The sequence below is a fragment of the Flagellimonas sp. 2504JD1-5 genome, from assembly GCF_053618295.1.
In genome coordinates, this window is the sequence record NZ_JBSIOU010000001.1 from 1,925,611 (window position 1) to 1,942,246 (window position 16,636).

The following is a 16,636-nucleotide window of genomic DNA, read 5'->3' on the forward strand; positions in this document are numbered from 1 at the left end:
ATTTATAGGGTTGTTCACGCTTCTCTTAGGAATGAATACCATAGATGCCCAGTTTTTACTTCAAGCACCAAGTGGTGGAGATGAGAGTAATTATCAATGGTTTGAGGCGTCGGATTTAGGAACTGTGCTAGGTACCAATTCCTTCTATGAGGCTACACAACCAGGGGTATATTTTGCAACCTATGACGGGACACTTTGTGGGTCCAATGCAACCGGTTATTTTATTTTAACGGATTGTAGGGCTCCAGATAACGAGGTGACCCTGGATATTTCGGCAAGTATTCCAGCAGGGGCAACAGTCAGTTGGAATCCACCACTAGCAGGAGATCAAACCCAACCAACTGTTATCAGTACAGAAACGGTTGCTAGATATACCGCAACAATCACAAAAGCCGGGAATTCTAGCGAACTTCCGCGGTTTACCGTTGTTTGTATGACTGAGGCAGCGACCCTTGTGGATGACCTTGTTTCAGTGGACGAAGATAGTTCTGTAGTAGTGCCAATCTATGCAAATGACACAGATTTGCCTTCCGCAGGCACTTTAACGACCACTAATCCACCAAATGGGTCAATTAGTATTAATGACAACGGTACGCCAAATGACCCATCTGATGATATAGTGACCTATACTCCTGATCCAGATTATAATGGAACAGATACATTCGATTATACCGTATGTACATCAACCGGAGCGTGCAGCACAGCTACTGTGACGGTCGATGTGATTCCAATTGTTGATGCTTTGGATGATTCGGTCGCAACGGACCAGGATGTAGCTTTGGATATTGATGTCCTGGCCAATGACAATGACCTTCCAACTAGCGGAACGTTAACTTCAACAGTTCCAACAAATGGAACATTGGTAATAAATGATGGTGGTACGCCAACCGATCCATCCGATGATTTCATTACCTATACACCCAATGCAGGGTATTTGGGTCCAGATACTTTTGATTATACCATTTGTGATTCACTTGGCAACTGTAGCACGGCCACAGTTACCATATTGGTGAACGTTCCTGCAGTCAATTTGGATGCGGACAACGATGGTATTGTGGACAGTTTTGAAGATTTGAATACCGATAACGATAATGATCCAAGTACTAATCCAACCGATACTGATGTTGATGGCATACCGGATTATTTGGATATTGATAGCGATAATGACGGTATTCCCGATAATGTGGAAGCTCAGACTACTCTTGGATATATTGCCCCAAGTTTGGTAGATGCCAATGATAATGGACTAGACGATGCTTATGAAAATGGCGGAAATATAGGATTGATTCCCGTAGATACCGAAGGTGATGGTATTCCTGATTATGTAGATCTAGACAGTGATGATGATAACATTCCTGATAATGTTGAAGCACATGATCAAGATCAAGATGGAATTGCCGACGTAACTTTTATTGGCTCCGATAAGGATAATGATGGTCTTGACGATGCCTACGAAGGAAGCACAGTAATAGATATTGATGTCAATGATGAAATTGATGATCCAAGTACCAATTTAATGGACACGGATTCCGACGGTGAATTGGATTATAGAGACTCGGACGACGACGATGACGGTATTGAAACTATTGATGAAGACATAGATCTTGATGGAAACTATGCCAACGATGATTCAGACGGAGATGGAATACCAAATTATTTAGATCCAGATCTTGGACCAACGCAAGTAGATCCAATAGATGTCATAAACGTAATTACGCCAAATGGTGATGGCATACACGATGTGCTTACCATTAGAAACTTAGAAGATTATCCAAACAACACAGTAAAAATTTATAACAGGTGGGGTGTGCAGGTCTATATGACCAAAGCATATAACACCAACGGAAATGTCTTTGATGGCACTTCCGAAGGAAGGGTAACTGTGGATAAAGACAACAAACTTCCGGTGGGTACATATTTCTACATTATAGATTATGAGGACCCCAGCGGAAACATGAAACAATTATCAGGTTACCTATACATTAACAGGTAAAAGAATAGCGTACTGTGGAAGGAAAGGACATGGCAAAGAAAATAAGATTACTGATTTGGATATTGGCATTAAGTTTTGGAACAGTGGTCCATGCGCAACAAGATGCCCAATATACCCAGTATATGTATAATACGGTAAGTGTAAATCCGGCTTATGCAGGATCAAGAGGTCATTTGAGCATAGCCGGGTTATATAGAAATCAATGGTTGGGATTGGATGGAGCTCCAGAAACCCAAACCTTGAATATTCATACTCCATTGGGATACCGAGGTGTCGGTTTAGGGGTTTCTGTGGTCAATGATAAAATTGGACCAACATCGGAGACCTACTTTGATGTAGATTTCTCCTATACCATTCGTACCTCGGTTGATGGGAAGTTGAGTTTCGGGTTAAAAGGAAGCGCCCATATGCTGGATATTCGATATTCCGAACTGGACGAATTTGATATTGACCCCCAACTACAATCACAACAAGACATACAAAACAAATTTTCGCCAAATATTGGAGCTGGAGTATATTACCATACCGAACGATTCTATACAGGAATTTCAGCACCAAGATTATTGGAGACCACTCATTTTGACGAAGCTTCAATCTCGGAAGCAAAAGAGCAAATGAACTGGTATTTTATTACCGGATACGTATGGGATTTGAATCCTTTCCTGAAATTCAAGCCCACCCTTTTGACCAAAGTGGTTCAAGGGGCTCCACTGCAGGCGGATATATCGGCCAATTTTATGCTGAATGAAAAATTTATTGGAGGAATTGCATACCGATGGGATGCAGCATTCAGTGGTTTGGTCGGATTTCGGTTATCTGACGAAATGTTCATAGGCCTTGCCTATGACCGAGAAATAACCGACTTGGGTGCAGCTACCTTTAACGATGGGTCTTTTGAGATCATAGTGCGGTACGATTTCTTAAAGAATGTTGGCAACCTTAAATCCCCACGATTCTTCTAACAGGCCAACTTTAAGAACATTTTAGCCCAAACATCTGAATATTTCCTGACAAACGTCATATTTTTACTCCATGAAAGAGGAAAATGTGATTTTGGTGAACGAGGCCGATGAACCTATTGGCCTGATGCCCAAAATGGAAGCCCATGAAAAAGCAGTTTTGCATCGGGCTTTTTCGGTATTTGTAATGAACCATAAAGGTCAGACCATGTTGCAACAAAGAGCCAAGGATAAATACCATTCTCCTTTGTTATGGACCAATACCTGTTGCAGCCATCAAAGGGAAGGAGAGAGCAATGTTGAGGCTGGAAAAAGGAGGTTGCAGGAAGAAATGGGATTTCAAACCGAACTTGAAGAACTATTTTCCTTTATTTATAAAGCACCTTTTGACAACGGTCTTACCGAACACGAATTAGATCATGTAATGATAGGTAGCTATGAGGATGCTCCTGCCATTAATCCAGAAGAGGTAGAAAACTGGAAATGGATGTATCCATCGGAAATCAAAACTGATATTGCTAAGAGCCCTGACCAATATACAGCCTGGTTCAAAATTATTTTTGAACGCTTTTATGATCATATTATCAACAACAATTCAAAAAAATGAGCGTAAAAGTTAGTAGAAAAGCAAGTTTCAATGCTGCACATCGGTTGTTTCGTAAAGACTGGACCCAAGATAAGAACCGAGAAGTATTTGGAAAATGCAGTTACCCAAACTACCATGGCCATAACTATGACCTCATTGTAAGTGTTGAAGGCGAAATTGATGAGGAAACCGGCTTCGTAATGGATTTGAAAGTACTTAAAGATTTGATTAGGGAACATGTTGAGGAGGCATTGGATCACAAAAATCTGAACACCGATGTTCCTGAATTTAAAAATTTAAATCCTACTGCCGAAAACATCGCTGTAGTGATTTGGAACAAACTCAGACCCCACATAAAACAGACCAATAAATTGGAGGTGGTCCTTTATGAAACACCTCGTAACTTTGTAACCTATTCCGGCTAAAAAAATGAACTTGTACCCGTTAAAATTCAAACCCATCCTAAAAGAACGTCTTTGGGGTGGAACCAAACTCAATGATGTTCTTAAAAAACCGATTGAAAGTGATATCACAGGGGAAAGTTGGGAGCTTTCAGGGGTGAGTGGAGACATTTCTGAAGTTTCCGAAGGAGAATTGCAGGGAACTTCCCTAGCAACACTGATCCAGGATTTTGGTGGAGAACTACTTGGTAAAAGCGTAGTAGAACGATTTGGCAATGATTTTCCAATTCTTATCAAGTTTATTGACGCTAAGCAGGACCTATCCATACAACTGCATCCAAATGATAAACTGGCCAAAGAGCGCCACAATTCCTTCGGAAAAACCGAAATGTGGTACGTAATGGATGCAGATCCCGGCGCTAGACTCATAGTTGGATTCAATAATGATGTTGAAAAAAGGGAATATATAGAGAGCTTGGAGAATGACACTTTGCTTGATCTTTTGAATTATGAAGAAGTTACCGAAGGCGACACTTTCTTTATCAATACCGGTAAGATTCATGCCATTGGAGCTGGAGTTTTATTGGCGGAGATCCAACAGACTTCCGACATTACTTACAGAGTGTTCGATTTTAACCGTAGGGATAAGGATGGAAATTTAAGGGAATTGCATACCCAACTGGCCATAGATGCCATAGATTATTCCAAAAAGGAAGATTTTAAGGTCAATTATTCCAAAGCGGAAGATCAGGTAAATACTATGGTGGATTGCCCATATTTTAAGACCAATATCCTTGATCTTACAAAATCAATATCCCAAGAAGTTGAACAGCGAGATTCATTCACAATTTATATGTGTGTTGGCGGAGAAGCCAAAATTAAAAACGACTGGGGTGAAACTTCAATTAAAAAAGGGCAAACAGTTTTGGTTGCTGCTTCAAGCACCTTTATCGAAATAAGCACCGATGGTGCAAAACTTTTAGAAGTTACCATTTAATAGTACATTTGAAAAAAATATTAGCATGGCAAGCATTCGTGACTTAAAGAAAGATGTCAATTTTGTTTTGGGAGATATTATTGAAGCGGTTTATCTATGGGAAGCCGGTTCTAACAATGTTGATTCAAAAGAAGGTACTGCTATAATAGACAAGGCTATTTCAGTTTTTGATGAGCTTATGTCCAAAATTCACACTAAGGATGTGGATAACCATAAGGCCCATTTTAAAGATATTCGGGTTCAACTGGAAGACAGGGCTACCAAACTTATTGAAGAGTTGAACAAACTGTCCAGCTAAACCAGTTTTATTTTCCCAAATACGATTTTAAGGCTTTTCCATATTTGGAAGCGGCCACTTCTTCGGATAATGTTCCAAAAATCGAATCCAAGTATTTCGGATTTGCATCGTTAGCCTGTGTCAATAACACATAAGGGGTAACATGGGAATCACCATTGTTCAAACCGAAATTTAGAATGTACCGATATCTAGCAATGATATTGCGGTCAATTAATTGTTGCAATGAATCCAATGAAATGGGAGGGTTTTCTTCATTTTCTTCGGGTTGGGCCTTTTGAACCAGCTCTAGTTCGCGAATATTGAAATTGGAAATCATGGAGTTGAATTCCTCGAATTTCTCATGACTTTCTGAACCTAGAATTTCGGGCTCAATATCAAAAGTGTTCCAAGAGGTGTTTATGGTAATTTCACCAGATTCCCCGAAAAAGATAATGCGGTCATTAATATCGTTGTTATCTTGTTTTTTAAGGTAGAGGTAAAATATTTCTGGACTTTCAACTTCTTGTGAAAAGGCAAAGTTTCCATCACCTTCAATCTCGAGTGAATCTAAAGCTACCAAACTAGAGTCCTTAAAATGTTGCAAAAACAAGGTTCCTTTTTTTAGCCCTTTGATATTGCCTGATACCCTCATGGTATTCGCGGTATTCGAATCACATGAAGCAATTAAAATGGTAAGTCCCAATAAATATAAAATCCTCCTCATTCTTAAAATTTTAGCGAGGCAAATATCAAAATATTTATCGAATTAGTTCAAATCAAATGCACTGAATCCTAAGGAATGCATTTAAAAAAGAAAAGTATATTGAAAAATTCAATGGTAGGCCATGGCCTCATTCGAATAATCTTCCAGTTTTGCAAGGCTTTGCTGTGTTGACTGTAGTTCCGGATTTAGGTTCAAGCCTGTTTTTAGAATTTTAATTGCTTTTTGCGATTCTCCAAGTTTGGCATAAGCCAAGCCCAAAAGTAATCTTGCTCCAGAAAGGTCATTTTGCATTTGAACCGCTAAATTGGCGTGATGTAAAGACTGTGCGAACCTTTTCTTTGCATACAGTTCTTTGCTAAGTATTAGATGGTTGAGTGGCGAAGGGTCATTTTTTACTGTTTCCTTCATGACATCAATTACAGTTGTTCTTTTTCTGGCGATCTTCAGATATTTTATCGCATCTGAAATGTCGGTTTTGGTTCCTGTCAATTCCGTAGATAACTTTTGGAGTTGTGTCCAATTTTCAGACCTGTGATACACGTCCATCAGTAAAAGTTCAGATTCACCGAAGGAAGGGGATAAAGCAATGGCTTTTATCAAATGTTTTTCGGCCTCAGCATATTTTCCTTTGGCAAGCAGGAATCTTGCATGGTTATGTAGATGTTTTGGGTTTTCAGGTCGTTGTTTGCACGAAACAGTAAGTTGCTGTTCCACGGCTTTGGTTGTGTGGTGTAGTTTTTGAAACGTCTCCAAATTAGATTGTAGATGTGCATTAAAAGGATTCTGCACAAGGGCGGATTCCAATAAATCGTTTGCACTGGAAAAGGCAACAGAATCTAGAAGGGCTAATTTGGATGTGTTAATGCCATCATCTGTGAGTTGGTCATCAATTGTGGAAAACTGCCAATAGAGTAAACATGCAAAAACATATAGAATAAAATAAAAAATGCTAGTTGCCTTGTTTTTATTTGAAATGAATTTGGACCGGGCCATGGCGCAATATTGGAACTGCAAAACCCAAGAAATGGGAGTCGCAATTTGTCATATTGACCAAGGTAAATTAGGAACTAGTCATTAAGGATAACCAATTTATGGATGCATAGTTTGAATTGACGAATCGACTAAAAAAGTATGTTTGCTCCAGCAAACTACATTGTGGAGGCTACTTCCATCAACAAGGCACAGAGATACGCTCCCGCCGTTCCGACCACATAGCCAAAAACAGCCAACAGGATTCCAACAGAAGTCAACGATGGGTGAAATTCTGCTGCAACAACAGGTGCTGAAGCGGCACCACCCACGTTGGCTTGACTTCCCACGGCAAGGAAGAAATAAGGAGCTTTAATTAACTTGGCCACTAAAATTAAAAGGCCTGCATGTATCGTAATCCATATAAATCCAACCAAGATCAAACCTGGATTTTCCAATACACGACCCAAATCCATTTTCATTCCAATGGTGGCAACAAGTATATAAATGAACATCCCACCAATTTTACTGGCCCCGGCTCCTTCATAATTTTTGGCCTTGGTAAATGAGAGTCCAATACCAATGGTTGCGGCAAAAACAACCATCCAAAGAAATTTAGAACCTAGGGAAGAAAGTATTTTTTCTTTATTTCTGATGACTTCAAAATTGTTTTCCAGAAATTCCGCAAAGTGATGCCCCAAAAAATGCGCAATCCCCACTCCTGCAAAAGCATATAAAAGCATCATCATAAAATCATGTAGCGAAGTTACCCTTGCAATTTTTGCGGTATGGGTTGAAACTTTTTCTTTAAGTTCCTCGATGGAGGAAGTGTCGGCCTTAAGCCATTTATCAATCTTTTTGGTTTTTCCAATACCCAACAGAAGTATTGCCATCCAAAGATTGGCCATTACAATATCGACCAATACCATTTTTGAGAATTCTTTAGGATTGTATTGAAAAACTTCGAGCATTGCCGCCTGGTTTGCACCACCCCCGATCCAACTTCCAGCAATGGTGGAAAGTCCGCGCCAAACCGCATCAAAGCCATTTCCTCCGACAGTTTCGGGTGAAAAAATGGAAACTATCAATATGGCAACTGGCCCTCCTATGATTATTCCGGCAGTTCCTGTCAGGAACATGATTAGTGCCTTGGAACCTAAATTGGCAATGGCTTTGAGATCAATACTGAGTGTCATTAGAATTAATGCCGCAGGTAATAAATAGCGACTTGCAATATAATAGGTTTGGGATTTGGTTTCATCCACGATTCCTGTACTTGCAAGAATTGCAGGTAGTAAATAACACATAAGAACGGTGGGGACGATGGTATAAAACTTTTTCCAAAAACCTTTTTTTATAGCGGAGGTGTAAAAGACAAAACCTAAACAGAGACAAAGAAGTCCGAAGATTACAGTGTCTTCGGTAAATGGTAGTTGGTTCATAGAATTTTAATAGTGGTATGCTCAAATATAGGAAAATCAAAGATGGTCTTTGATAAATTGTGCCACTCCGTGGTCTTTGTTGCTCAATGTTACTTTATTTGCTGCTTCTTTAGTTTCTTGTCTGCCGTTGGCGACGGCAACCCCAAATCCGACTTGTTCCAACATTTCAACATCGTTGTAATTATCGCCAAACGCTATAACATCTTGCAAGGACTCTCCAGTTTTTAAAATAGACTGTATGCCCTTAAGTTTGGAGGACGATTTTGGAGCGATTTCGATAAGGGTGTCATTGGACCGGTAGCAGTTCATGGATGCTAAAAAATGCCGTTCCAAAAGTGGACTTATATGATCCATATTTTCCTTGTTGCCCATAAGCATGATCTTGTGCGCCCCAAAATTTTCTTTTTGCCACCTTTGCAGTGTAGCTGCGGTAGATTCAAAACTGGGATTTGCTTTGGTATTGAAAATTTCCTTTTCAACCCTTTCTGAGGTTTCCGAAACCAACCACTCATCATTCTGGTATAGCCCAAAACGAATATTTTGTTCTTGGCAGATTTTATAAAGTGCCAATGTGTTGGCCATGGGAATGGTTTCACTGTGCAAAATTTTACCTTTCTCCATGATCAGCGCTCCGTTATAGGCAATTATGGGATGTTGCTCGATGCCCATTCGGTTTTGGAGATAGGTAATGGATTTTGGCATTCGGGCAGAAACCAATACAATTCGAGTGCGATGCTTAATACGATTGATTTGCGAAATGGTAAATTCGGAAACGTCATTTTTTGTGGATAGTAAGGTTCCATCCAAATCCGAACATAGTATTTTAAAATTCATCCTAGATGTTTAGCCAATAGGTCAGCTTTAAATTGATGGACCTATTTCTGGGCATAAAGGTATTCACAAAATAATTGTCGTTATAGACCAAAAACAAATCCGAAAGTGGAGCGAAACGCCATTGTAAACGGGAATTAAAGCCCAAATTATCACGCTGGTTGCTATACTGTACCAGGGTAGACCAAAATATGGACTTGCTAAACGTAATGTCAACTCGAGGGGCTACCAACCAAATATCTGCTTGCGAATGTGGGGCAGGCAAATCCAAATTGTCATAGTTGAGATTCATGGATACATTTACCTTGGGTTGAAGTCTAAGGTTTAAAAACGCTTCCAAAGAATATCTTTTTCCATTAAAAAAATCTCCAATTGAGGGTTCAAAGCCATAAGAAAATACTTTTCGATGGTCTGATCGGAATTCCAGTCCAAACGAATTAAAGTAATAGCCTGTATTTCCAGGTAAAGCTACTGCTCCATCTTTTCCAGTGGGCTCAAATTCATCGGTTAAAAAGACAAACCGATTGGTATAGGAGGTTTCAAGCATTGAAAGATTATTGAACTCAGCACGCCAGCTCATGTCAATCATATGATCTGTATTCTGATAATCCAGGTTGGGCCTCCATGTAAAAATAGAGAACACCTCAAAACCATGGTTGTTTATGGCACCTTGTTGTTTGGGCCAAAAGCTGCGTCTTATGTTTCCTGCGAGCTTAAAAATGTCTTTTCTTGGGATAAAACCAAGGTCGGATTGGAATTCTTCATCAATATAGACCACATCCAAAAATGAGCCATAATTCCGAGTGTTGAACCCTAAAGTTGCACCTCCTGAAAAATTTCCTTGGCTATCCCCGGGTTGAAAGGATTTATGACCATAAGCCTTCCCCTGCCAAACATTATTGGCAGATGATAAATTATAATCGATTCCCACCACACGATTGTATTCTTCACTTTCATCCAAAAATTCAGGAGCGTTGAAAGATTGTCGGTTGATAAAGAACATTCCAATATTTGACCTTGAAAACACCTTCTGTTGCAGTGAGAACATCATATTATTGTTCGATGCAATTTCGTTGGCGGCGTCTTCTTCGGTTTGAATGTTTAAAAATCCAAGTCGAAGGTTATTGTTGAGTTTACCACTTAACCTAACCCCTCCTATTATCCTGTTCTCAATGGTATTGTCTGCCGTGTCCCTTGCGATTCCTATTCGTCGCGAAAAGAAGGGATTGGCATCCCTTCGGCCCCCAAAATTTCCAAAAAGATCATTGTTATCGATGAAAAATTGACGACGCTCGGGTAGGGAAACCTCAAAACGGGTTAGATTGGTGATGAAATTGTCGACCTCTACTTGCGAAAAATCAGGATTAAGGGTAATGTCCAAGTTCATTCCGTTGCCTATGGCAATTTTGGCATCCCCACCTACCTTTACATTGTTTTCGGAGATATCGTTTTCAAAATCCCTCCCGGAAATTCCATTTACATAAGGTATTATGGCCAAGGGTGTTCGCGATTTGCCCAAAGGCTTCTCAAAAACCATGTCGCCCATAAAGGCAAGGCTGACAATGAATTGGTTTTGAGGTATTCTAATCCACGTACTACGCTCATTGGTCTGCATGTCGAATCGATAGCTGTTGAATCTCCATTTGGTCTCGCCTTCGCGAAATTTAAAGGAGGTCAACGGAATAGCTAGTTCAGAGATATAATAATTGTCATGAATTTTGGATTCGCCCCGCCATTTAACATCCCAAGAGGTCACAAAGCCACTAATGTCGTTTCCACCTCCCGAAATGAGTGCTTCTCGGCGAACCCCAAGTGGGTTTATTCCAAATAGAAACGCATTTGTTCCGTCGTTGAAGGTATCAAAAAGTAAGCTTATGTTGTCACTATTACCTGCGCGGTAATCCCTGCGTAAAGAAGGAGTTAGATAATCCCTTCCTTCCGCATCTTGTCGAATACCAATGTAGAGGGTGGTATCATCAAAAAGCATTTTGATTTCCGTTTTTTGCGTGGCCAAAATGGAATCGGACGGAAAGTTTTGCTGAAAGTCATGGGCGCTATCTGCAGTTTCCCAGACAGACTCATCCAGTATACCATCTACTACGATAGGTTGGTCTATATATTTGACTGTGAACGACTTTTTGGGTGATTGGGCAAAAAATAAGATGGGAAATAGTGATGCAGCGAGTACAAAACGGATTTTCGACATAGGTCAATTTGAGTTAGCTGCCCAAATTTAAGCTTAAGGTTCGTTAAAAAAATCCCAAAAGATGCTAATAAATTCATGAAATTTTTTCTAGGGTTTGCTGATGTATTTTGAGCTATTTTTTGTGCTGTAATTAAGGTCAGTTTTCTACTTTTGAACAAATCCTGAATTATGAGAAAAACCCTTTTACTATTTTTGCTTCTACCCATTATGGTTTCGGCAAATTATTGGGGAAAAACGGGACACAGAGTGACCGGACATATTGCCCAGAACCACTTGACCGGAAAGGCAAAACGGGCTTTAAACGATCTACTGGATGGGCACAGTCTTGCGTTTGTATCCACATTTGCGGATGAGATAAAGGCAGATAGGTCGTTTTCTAAGTTTTTTGCATGGCATTTTGTGAATTATCCTTTGGATGTTCGATATGAAGATTCAGAGAAGAGCAAACATGGAGATTTAATCACGGGCATTGAAGAATGCACCCGAATTGTGAAAGACAAAAATAGGTCGAGGGAAGACCGGGTTTTTTATCTTAAAATGTTAATTCATTTAATTGGTGATCTACATCAACCGATGCATGCCAGTAGGGCCGAGGACAAAGGAGGCAACGATATCCAAGTGCAATGGTTTGGAGAAGGAACAAATTTACATAGGGTATGGGACAAAAATTTAATTGTTTCCTACGGAATGACCTATACGGAGCTGGCCGACGAACTCGACCAGGTCTCCCGAAAAGAACGTAAAAAAATTCAAGAAGGGACAATCTACGATTGGGTACAGGAATCGCATGAAATTTGTGGAGAGATATACGGGTCGGCAAAGGTTGGCGAAAAATTGGGCTACCAATACAGCTACAAATACAATAAAGTACTTTTTAGCCAATTACAAAAAGGGGGATTACGGTTGGCAAAAGTACTGAACGACCTTTTTGGTTGATTATTTAAGGATTCGAAAAGTGAGGTTGATTCGGCCTCCAATGGGTTTTGAGGTCTTGGGAATTTGATGCTGCCAATGGTGCTGTGTTGCTCCCTTCATAAGCAACAAACTTCCATTTTCCAGCAAAATCTTATGTTTATTGGTTTTATCCATTTTATTCCTCAAATGGAAAAAACGAGGAGCGCCAAAAGATACAGATGCTATTATTGGATTGGTTCCAAGCTCTTTTTCATCATCAGAATGCCAACCGTTACTGTCTTTGCCATGACGATAATAGTTGAGCAAGCAGCTAGTGAAATTAGCGTTTGAGGCCTTTTCAACCTGGTTTTTAATTTGGGTCAGCTCCGGTGTAAAAACTTGGGGATACATGGTGATACCCGAATAAGAATAGGATTTTAGATTATCCCCAAATAAAGCGGTAAGTCGAGGTTGATCATGAATTTTACCAAATACTTTGATTTTGTCCTGTTGCCAGGGAATGGAATCTTTTAGGGATTGAAAGTAATTGTTTGATAATTCTTTGGAAAAGAAATTTGGAAAATACGTGACATCACCATCGTCAAGATCCAAAATGACTTTTTCATTGAATAGCCCCATTTTATTGAAGAACGGTTTTTAACTGGTTTCGGTATTCGGAGGGGTTTTGACCCGTGAATGCTTTAAAGGATTTATTGAAATGGGAAAAATTGTTGAATCCACTGTCGTAACAAACTTGGGTTATGCTCATGGGTTGCTCGGCCAACAATTTGGATGCATGCACCAATCGATATTCATTTACAAATTGGGTAAAGGTCTTGTTGGTGATCTTCTTAAAATATCTGCAGAACGATGGTACTGTCATGCTAACCATATCTGAAATCTCCGCCAAACTGATTTCCTCCTTGAAATTGGTCTTAATATGATTGAATACCACATTTATGCGGTCGTTGTCCTTTACTTCGGTCTCCATGGAAAACCCTTCGGCATTCAGTACATTTATATCCTTGGAGCTGGCCAATAGGTTTAGAATATTTAAAATGGACAATAAACGTTGAAAATCGGTTTGATATTCCAAAACCTCCATCTTTTCGCCAACTTTTGTTTTGGTTTTTCCGGAAAATGCAATACCCCCTTTGGCCATTTCAAATAAGGTTTGAATGTTTTTCATTTCTGGGATTCTGAAAAAATCATTGCCCAAAAAGTCGGCCTTCATATGAATTAAGGTCTCGCTCTTGTTTCCTGTTAGCTTATCGGTAAACCCGCAATGGGGAAGATTGGAACCGATCAAGATAAGATCACCTTCAGTGAAATAGGAAACATGGCTCCCTATCTGCCTTTTACCTGAACCACCGTTGATATATACCAACTCCATTTCTGGGTGATAATGCCAGCTTCGGCCCTTGTTTTCACTACTTGAACTAAATCTTTGATAAGTGAACGAGTTGCCAAAATCTGGTGCGATTGCTTCAAACGCTGGTTTTTGAGCCATCCTGATCTGTTTATTCATTTCAAAACAAAGTTAGCTATGCAAACACTGCAATATCTATGCAAAATTACCTATAATCTATGGTATATTAACATTTATTTGATTTTTATGGATAATATCAGTTAATATTCCATATATATTGGAAAAGATGGTGGTGTTTTTGCCCTTATTTCCAACATACATTTGTCCTGTAATCTTAAAAACGAAATGTTATGAAATCAGTTTTAAATTATGTTACAGTAGCGGCACTTTTATTGGGAACAATGGGATTTGCCAACGGACCTGCAAAAAACGAGGTAGAACGCAAGATGATCAATATTGAACTTGATCCAGTCTTTGTGAAGAAAGGAGATAAACTTTTAATTAACCTTTTGAATATTTCACAAGGAAAGGTGATTTTAAAAATATACGATAGTCAGAAAAGATTGGTTTACAATGAATCCATTAATGGAGAACTTGTGGTTGAAAAAGCCTTCAATTTTGAAAAAGCGTTCAAAGATGATTATACCCTTGTTGTTACCGATGAGACGGGTACCTATAAAACAACAATGGAGGTAAAATAGTTGGTTTAGTTAATTTAAATGTTGATTCGATGGGCCCCAGAAATGGGGCCTTTTTTATATAAATCGTTTAAGTCGTTCCCTTTTGTGGGGAGGCAAGGCTTCATTTTTAATGGCCATCTCCACAATGGCTTTATCTTTTTTTCTTGAAAACAATAGTTGGTAAAATTGTTGGGTTGTTAGTGTATTTTCTGATTCTTCCATCAGTTCAAGAACATCACCGACCTTAACCTGACCAACTTCGAGCACTTTTACATAGGTACCTGGGAAACCATGGTCAATGAATTCCTTTAAGATATCTTGATCGTCAAACCTGATTCCAAGTTTAAAACAGGGTTCTCTTGGCTGTGTAATTTGCACCAGAGCTGTACCAAGTTTATAAATATTCCCAATTCTTAGTTTAGTTTCATCCAATCCTTCTACCGTCAAATTTTCACCGAACATACCCCAATCCCAATCCAAATTCGAATATTTTTTCTTCCAGTATGGATATTGGTCAGCCGAAAAAAGATAACATGCCTTATAAATGCCACCATGTACTTTGCGGTCGCTAATGTTATCGTTGGAAACGCTTTCTGTTTCCAAAATAATTGGTTGGTTGACAGGATATTTGAAAATCCCCGTAGTGCTCTCTTGTCCGTTCCAGGTAATAGGTGTTGGCTTGCCAATGTTGGTGCTTATAACTTTCATGGTATGAAAATAAAAAAACCATCGCAAAGGACGATGGTTTTCTTAATTCAGTTTAGTTGCGTATTACCTTTCCTCATCATACATCTTTTTGGTAATGAAGAACCCTATCAAAAGGCCTGTTCCTGCCAAAAGAAAAATGGAACCTGGCATTGCAACGTCCGCATTAAGGTCAAGGTTTTTCCGGAGTATCCCGCCAATAACAATTCCTGCACCGATTCCCATGAGCAATAGAGCAAGGTTAAGGATGATGATCTTCCACACAGGAAATGCCCTATCTCTTCCCTTAACAAAAATACTTGCATCGGCCCCCTTTTCAATCAAAGCCAATCGCTCTTTGTTCCTTGTGGAATAATGGAGGTATGCAATTGCAAATACTGCCCCAAAAATGATTGGTAAAATAATAACTTCTGATCCCATGATTGTTCGTTTTAATGATTTTTGGTTTTTTACTTTTTAAACTATGACGACCTTTTTTGAGTTGAGGTTACATTTTTTCAAAAAAAAAGTAAAAAATAGTGTAACCCTAGTGGACTATTTAACGTCAAACGGTCAATGACCGCCAGCAACGAAGCATCACTGATTAGGGAAATACGTCTTGGAAACTCCAAGGCCTTTGCGCAATTGGTAGAGGAGTATAAACAATTGGTATACACATTGGCCTATAGAATGATAAAGGATAGGGAGGAGGCTGAAGAGGTTTCGCAAGATGCTTTTGTGAAGGTGTATAGATCCATCGACAGCTTTAAAGGGGATTGTAAAATTTCCACTTGGATTTATAGGATAACCTACAATACCTGTTTGGATAAAATTGGACAAAACAAGAAAAACAGGGCTTTTGTTAATTTGGAAGATCAGGCCAATGTTTCGGTAGCAAATGTTGATAATGCATTGGACCAACTCATTGCGGAAGAAAGGGGACAGGTGATAAAGAGGTGTTTGGATAAACTTCCTTCAAAAGATGCTGCTTTGCTCACGCTTTTTTATCTTGAGGAGAAAAATTTACAGGAAATTGAGGGAACACTAAATGTGTCAATAGATGTTTTAAAAGTGAGATTGTTTAGGGCTAGAAAAAAATTGGCCAAGATATTTGAAAATCATTTGGTTAAAGAAAAACTCCAGGATTATGGATAAGAATCAGGAAAAGGAATTGATGGATTTTGTAGATAAAGTTATGAGGGAAACACCAGCGGAATCTCCTTCACCGAACTTCACAGATCAGGTGATGCTTAAGATTGCCCATGAGGCAGAGCTGCAAGCAACTTCATACAGGCCACTTATCCCAACAAATGTACTTGTGGCCATTGGTGTTGCCCTTATCATAGTTTTGGGGTATGCCGTAGGGTTTTATAAAGGCGAGGGAGGAGGTTGGTTTGCCCACGAAGCAATAAGTTCAGTTTTTACAAAATTTCAGGGATGGGGTGAGCTATTGCCATTTTCCAGAACTAGCTTGTATGCCATTGTTTTGTTTGGAATTTTATTTTTCATCCAGATTCCTCTTTTAAAAAGATATTTGGACCGCAACTGGATGGTCCATTGAAAGGAAGCGTTTTATCAATAAAAAAGGCAGACTCTAAAAGTCTGCCTTTTCTTTGTTTCCTAT

The 16,636-nt window shown here is 39.3% G+C and carries 19 protein-coding genes; 10 read left to right on the top strand and 9 right to left on the bottom strand.

The genetic code is table 11. The features are described from left to right. Positions 1–31 precede the first annotated feature (31 nt). The 6 genes from ACULLG_RS08510 to ACULLG_RS08535 all read left to right on the top strand — a co-directional run bounded on the left by ACULLG_RS08510 (position 32) and on the right by ACULLG_RS08535 (position 5,234). Complete coding sequence (locus tag ACULLG_RS08510; protein ID WP_452126328.1) at positions 32–1,993, top strand: Ig-like domain-containing protein; 1,962 nt, start codon at positions 32–34, stop codon at positions 1,991–1,993. A 29-nt stretch (positions 1,994–2,022) separates the two neighbouring features. Then, positions 2,023–2,955, top strand: coding sequence for a PorP/SprF family type IX secretion system membrane protein (locus ACULLG_RS08515; RefSeq protein ID WP_452126329.1), 933 nt, complete (start codon positions 2,023–2,025; stop codon positions 2,953–2,955). Between the two features lie 70 nt (positions 2,956–3,025). Then, positions 3,026–3,559 carry an isopentenyl-diphosphate Delta-isomerase gene (gene idi, locus ACULLG_RS08520; protein ID WP_452126330.1) on the top strand — a complete coding sequence of 178 codons (534 nt, stop codon included), beginning with the start codon at positions 3,026–3,028 and terminating at the stop codon, positions 3,557–3,559. After that, positions 3,556–3,963, top strand: coding sequence for a 6-pyruvoyl trahydropterin synthase family protein (locus ACULLG_RS08525; RefSeq protein ID WP_452126331.1), 408 nt, complete (start codon positions 3,556–3,558; stop codon positions 3,961–3,963). The genes idi and ACULLG_RS08525 overlap by 4 nt, the downstream gene beginning before the upstream one ends. A 10-nt stretch (positions 3,964–3,973) precedes the next feature. After that, a complete protein-coding gene (locus ACULLG_RS08530; RefSeq protein ID WP_452126546.1) occupies positions 3,974–4,936 on the top strand; it encodes a type I phosphomannose isomerase catalytic subunit in 963 nt (320 codons plus the stop codon). Between the two features lie 25 nt (positions 4,937–4,961). Next, complete coding sequence (locus ACULLG_RS08535) at positions 4,962–5,234, top strand: hypothetical protein (protein ID WP_452126332.1); 273 nt, start codon at positions 4,962–4,964, stop codon at positions 5,232–5,234. A gap of 7 nt (positions 5,235–5,241) precedes the next feature. Here the strand turns inward: ACULLG_RS08535 and ACULLG_RS08540 are convergent, their stop codons facing one another. From ACULLG_RS08540 to ACULLG_RS08560, 5 genes are all read right to left on the bottom strand, one after another. Then, the gene (locus ACULLG_RS08540) at positions 5,242–5,937 is read right to left on the bottom strand and encodes a DUF4369 domain-containing protein (RefSeq protein WP_452126333.1); all 696 of its coding nucleotides are present in this window, start codon (positions 5,935–5,937) and stop codon (positions 5,242–5,244) included. 108 nt (positions 5,938–6,045) lie between these two features. Continuing rightward, complete coding sequence (locus ACULLG_RS08545) at positions 6,046–6,930, bottom strand: tetratricopeptide repeat protein (RefSeq protein WP_452126334.1); 885 nt, start codon at positions 6,928–6,930, stop codon at positions 6,046–6,048. 155 nt (positions 6,931–7,085) lie between these two features. Beyond that, positions 7,086–8,348: a DUF819 family protein gene (locus tag ACULLG_RS08550; protein ID WP_452126335.1), complete on the bottom strand. Its 1,263-nt coding sequence runs from the start codon at positions 8,346–8,348 to the stop codon at positions 7,086–7,088. A 36-nt stretch (positions 8,349–8,384) separates the two neighbouring features. Beyond that, entirely contained in the window at positions 8,385–9,182 is a 798-nt protein-coding gene (locus ACULLG_RS08555; protein WP_452126336.1) for an HAD family hydrolase, read from the bottom strand. A gap of 1 nt (position 9,183) precedes the next feature. Further along, complete coding sequence (locus tag ACULLG_RS08560; RefSeq protein WP_452126337.1) at positions 9,184–11,385, bottom strand: DUF5916 domain-containing protein; 2,202 nt, start codon at positions 11,383–11,385, stop codon at positions 9,184–9,186. 168 nt (positions 11,386–11,553) lie between these two features. Between ACULLG_RS08560 and ACULLG_RS08565 the strand changes: the two genes are divergently transcribed. Then, the gene (locus ACULLG_RS08565) at positions 11,554–12,321 is read left to right on the top strand and encodes a S1/P1 nuclease (protein WP_452126338.1); all 768 of its coding nucleotides are present in this window, start codon (positions 11,554–11,556) and stop codon (positions 12,319–12,321) included. On the opposite strand, the gene ACULLG_RS08570 is transcribed toward ACULLG_RS08565, so the two are convergent. Continuing rightward, complete coding sequence (locus ACULLG_RS08570) at positions 12,322–12,918, bottom strand: alpha-ketoglutarate-dependent dioxygenase AlkB family protein (RefSeq protein WP_452126339.1); 597 nt, start codon at positions 12,916–12,918, stop codon at positions 12,322–12,324. Position 12,919: 1 nt separating this feature from the next. Continuing rightward, positions 12,920–13,807: an AraC family transcriptional regulator gene (locus ACULLG_RS08575; protein WP_452126340.1), complete on the bottom strand. Its 888-nt coding sequence runs from the start codon at positions 13,805–13,807 to the stop codon at positions 12,920–12,922. Positions 13,808–13,998: 191 nt separating this feature from the next. Between ACULLG_RS08575 and ACULLG_RS08580 the strand changes: the two genes are divergently transcribed. Continuing rightward, positions 13,999–14,349: a hypothetical protein gene (locus ACULLG_RS08580; protein ID WP_452126341.1), complete on the top strand. Its 351-nt coding sequence runs from the start codon at positions 13,999–14,001 to the stop codon at positions 14,347–14,349. A gap of 54 nt (positions 14,350–14,403) precedes the next feature. On the opposite strand, the gene ACULLG_RS08585 is transcribed toward ACULLG_RS08580, so the two are convergent. Together ACULLG_RS08585 and ACULLG_RS08590 are read right to left on the bottom strand one after the other, a co-directional pair. Beyond that, entirely contained in the window at positions 14,404–15,036 is a 633-nt protein-coding gene (locus tag ACULLG_RS08585) for an MOSC domain-containing protein (protein ID WP_452126342.1), read from the bottom strand. Between the two features lie 63 nt (positions 15,037–15,099). Next, positions 15,100–15,453: a DUF6249 domain-containing protein gene (locus ACULLG_RS08590; protein WP_452126343.1), complete on the bottom strand. Its 354-nt coding sequence runs from the start codon at positions 15,451–15,453 to the stop codon at positions 15,100–15,102. A gap of 135 nt (positions 15,454–15,588) precedes the next feature. Between ACULLG_RS08590 and ACULLG_RS08595 the strand changes: the two genes are divergently transcribed. Together ACULLG_RS08595 and ACULLG_RS08600 are read left to right on the top strand one after the other, a co-directional pair. After that, positions 15,589–16,167: an RNA polymerase sigma factor gene (locus ACULLG_RS08595; protein WP_452126344.1), complete on the top strand. Its 579-nt coding sequence runs from the start codon at positions 15,589–15,591 to the stop codon at positions 16,165–16,167. Beyond that, positions 16,160–16,573, top strand: a complete 414-nt coding sequence (locus tag ACULLG_RS08600; protein WP_452126345.1) for a hypothetical protein — start codon at positions 16,160–16,162, stop codon at positions 16,571–16,573. The genes ACULLG_RS08595 and ACULLG_RS08600 overlap by 8 nt, the downstream gene beginning before the upstream one ends. The last annotated feature ends 63 nt before the right edge of the window (positions 16,574–16,636 follow it).

What these genes read in the sequence shown, in the direction of transcription:
- ACULLG_RS08515 (WP_452126329.1), top strand. Translation starts at nt 2,023, where the DNA reads ATGGCAAAGAAAATAAGATTACTGATTTGGATATTGGCATTAAGTTTT.
- ACULLG_RS08545 (WP_452126334.1), bottom strand. Translation starts at nt 6,930, where the DNA reads ATGGCCCGGTCCAAATTCATTTCAAATAAAAACAAGGCAACTAGCATT.
- ACULLG_RS08575 (WP_452126340.1), bottom strand. Translation starts at nt 13,807, where the DNA reads ATGAATAAACAGATCAGGATGGCTCAAAAACCAGCGTTTGAAGCAATC.
- ACULLG_RS08585 (WP_452126342.1), bottom strand. Translation starts at nt 15,036, where the DNA reads ATGAAAGTTATAAGCACCAACATTGGCAAGCCAACACCTATTACCTGG.
- ACULLG_RS08510 (WP_452126328.1), top strand. Translation starts at nt 32, where the DNA reads ATGAATACCATAGATGCCCAGTTTTTACTTCAAGCACCAAGTGGTGGA.
- ACULLG_RS08550 (WP_452126335.1), bottom strand. Translation starts at nt 8,348, where the DNA reads ATGAACCAACTACCATTTACCGAAGACACTGTAATCTTCGGACTTCTT.
- ACULLG_RS08555 (WP_452126336.1), bottom strand. Translation starts at nt 9,182, where the DNA reads ATGAATTTTAAAATACTATGTTCGGATTTGGATGGAACCTTACTATCC.
- ACULLG_RS08535 (WP_452126332.1), top strand. Translation starts at nt 4,962, where the DNA reads ATGGCAAGCATTCGTGACTTAAAGAAAGATGTCAATTTTGTTTTGGGA.
- ACULLG_RS08540 (WP_452126333.1), bottom strand. Translation starts at nt 5,937, where the DNA reads ATGAGGAGGATTTTATATTTATTGGGACTTACCATTTTAATTGCTTCA.
- ACULLG_RS08590 (WP_452126343.1), bottom strand. Translation starts at nt 15,453, where the DNA reads ATGGGATCAGAAGTTATTATTTTACCAATCATTTTTGGGGCAGTATTT.
- ACULLG_RS08560 (WP_452126337.1), bottom strand. Translation starts at nt 11,385, where the DNA reads ATGTCGAAAATCCGTTTTGTACTCGCTGCATCACTATTTCCCATCTTA.
- ACULLG_RS08525 (WP_452126331.1), top strand. Translation starts at nt 3,556, where the DNA reads ATGAGCGTAAAAGTTAGTAGAAAAGCAAGTTTCAATGCTGCACATCGG.
- ACULLG_RS08565 (WP_452126338.1), top strand. Translation starts at nt 11,554, where the DNA reads ATGAGAAAAACCCTTTTACTATTTTTGCTTCTACCCATTATGGTTTCG.
- ACULLG_RS08570 (WP_452126339.1), bottom strand. Translation starts at nt 12,918, where the DNA reads ATGGGGCTATTCAATGAAAAAGTCATTTTGGATCTTGACGATGGTGAT.
- ACULLG_RS08595 (WP_452126344.1), top strand. Translation starts at nt 15,589, where the DNA reads ATGACCGCCAGCAACGAAGCATCACTGATTAGGGAAATACGTCTTGGA.
- ACULLG_RS08580 (WP_452126341.1), top strand. Translation starts at nt 13,999, where the DNA reads ATGAAATCAGTTTTAAATTATGTTACAGTAGCGGCACTTTTATTGGGA.
- idi (WP_452126330.1), top strand. Translation starts at nt 3,026, where the DNA reads ATGAAAGAGGAAAATGTGATTTTGGTGAACGAGGCCGATGAACCTATT.
- ACULLG_RS08600 (WP_452126345.1), top strand. Translation starts at nt 16,160, where the DNA reads ATGGATAAGAATCAGGAAAAGGAATTGATGGATTTTGTAGATAAAGTT.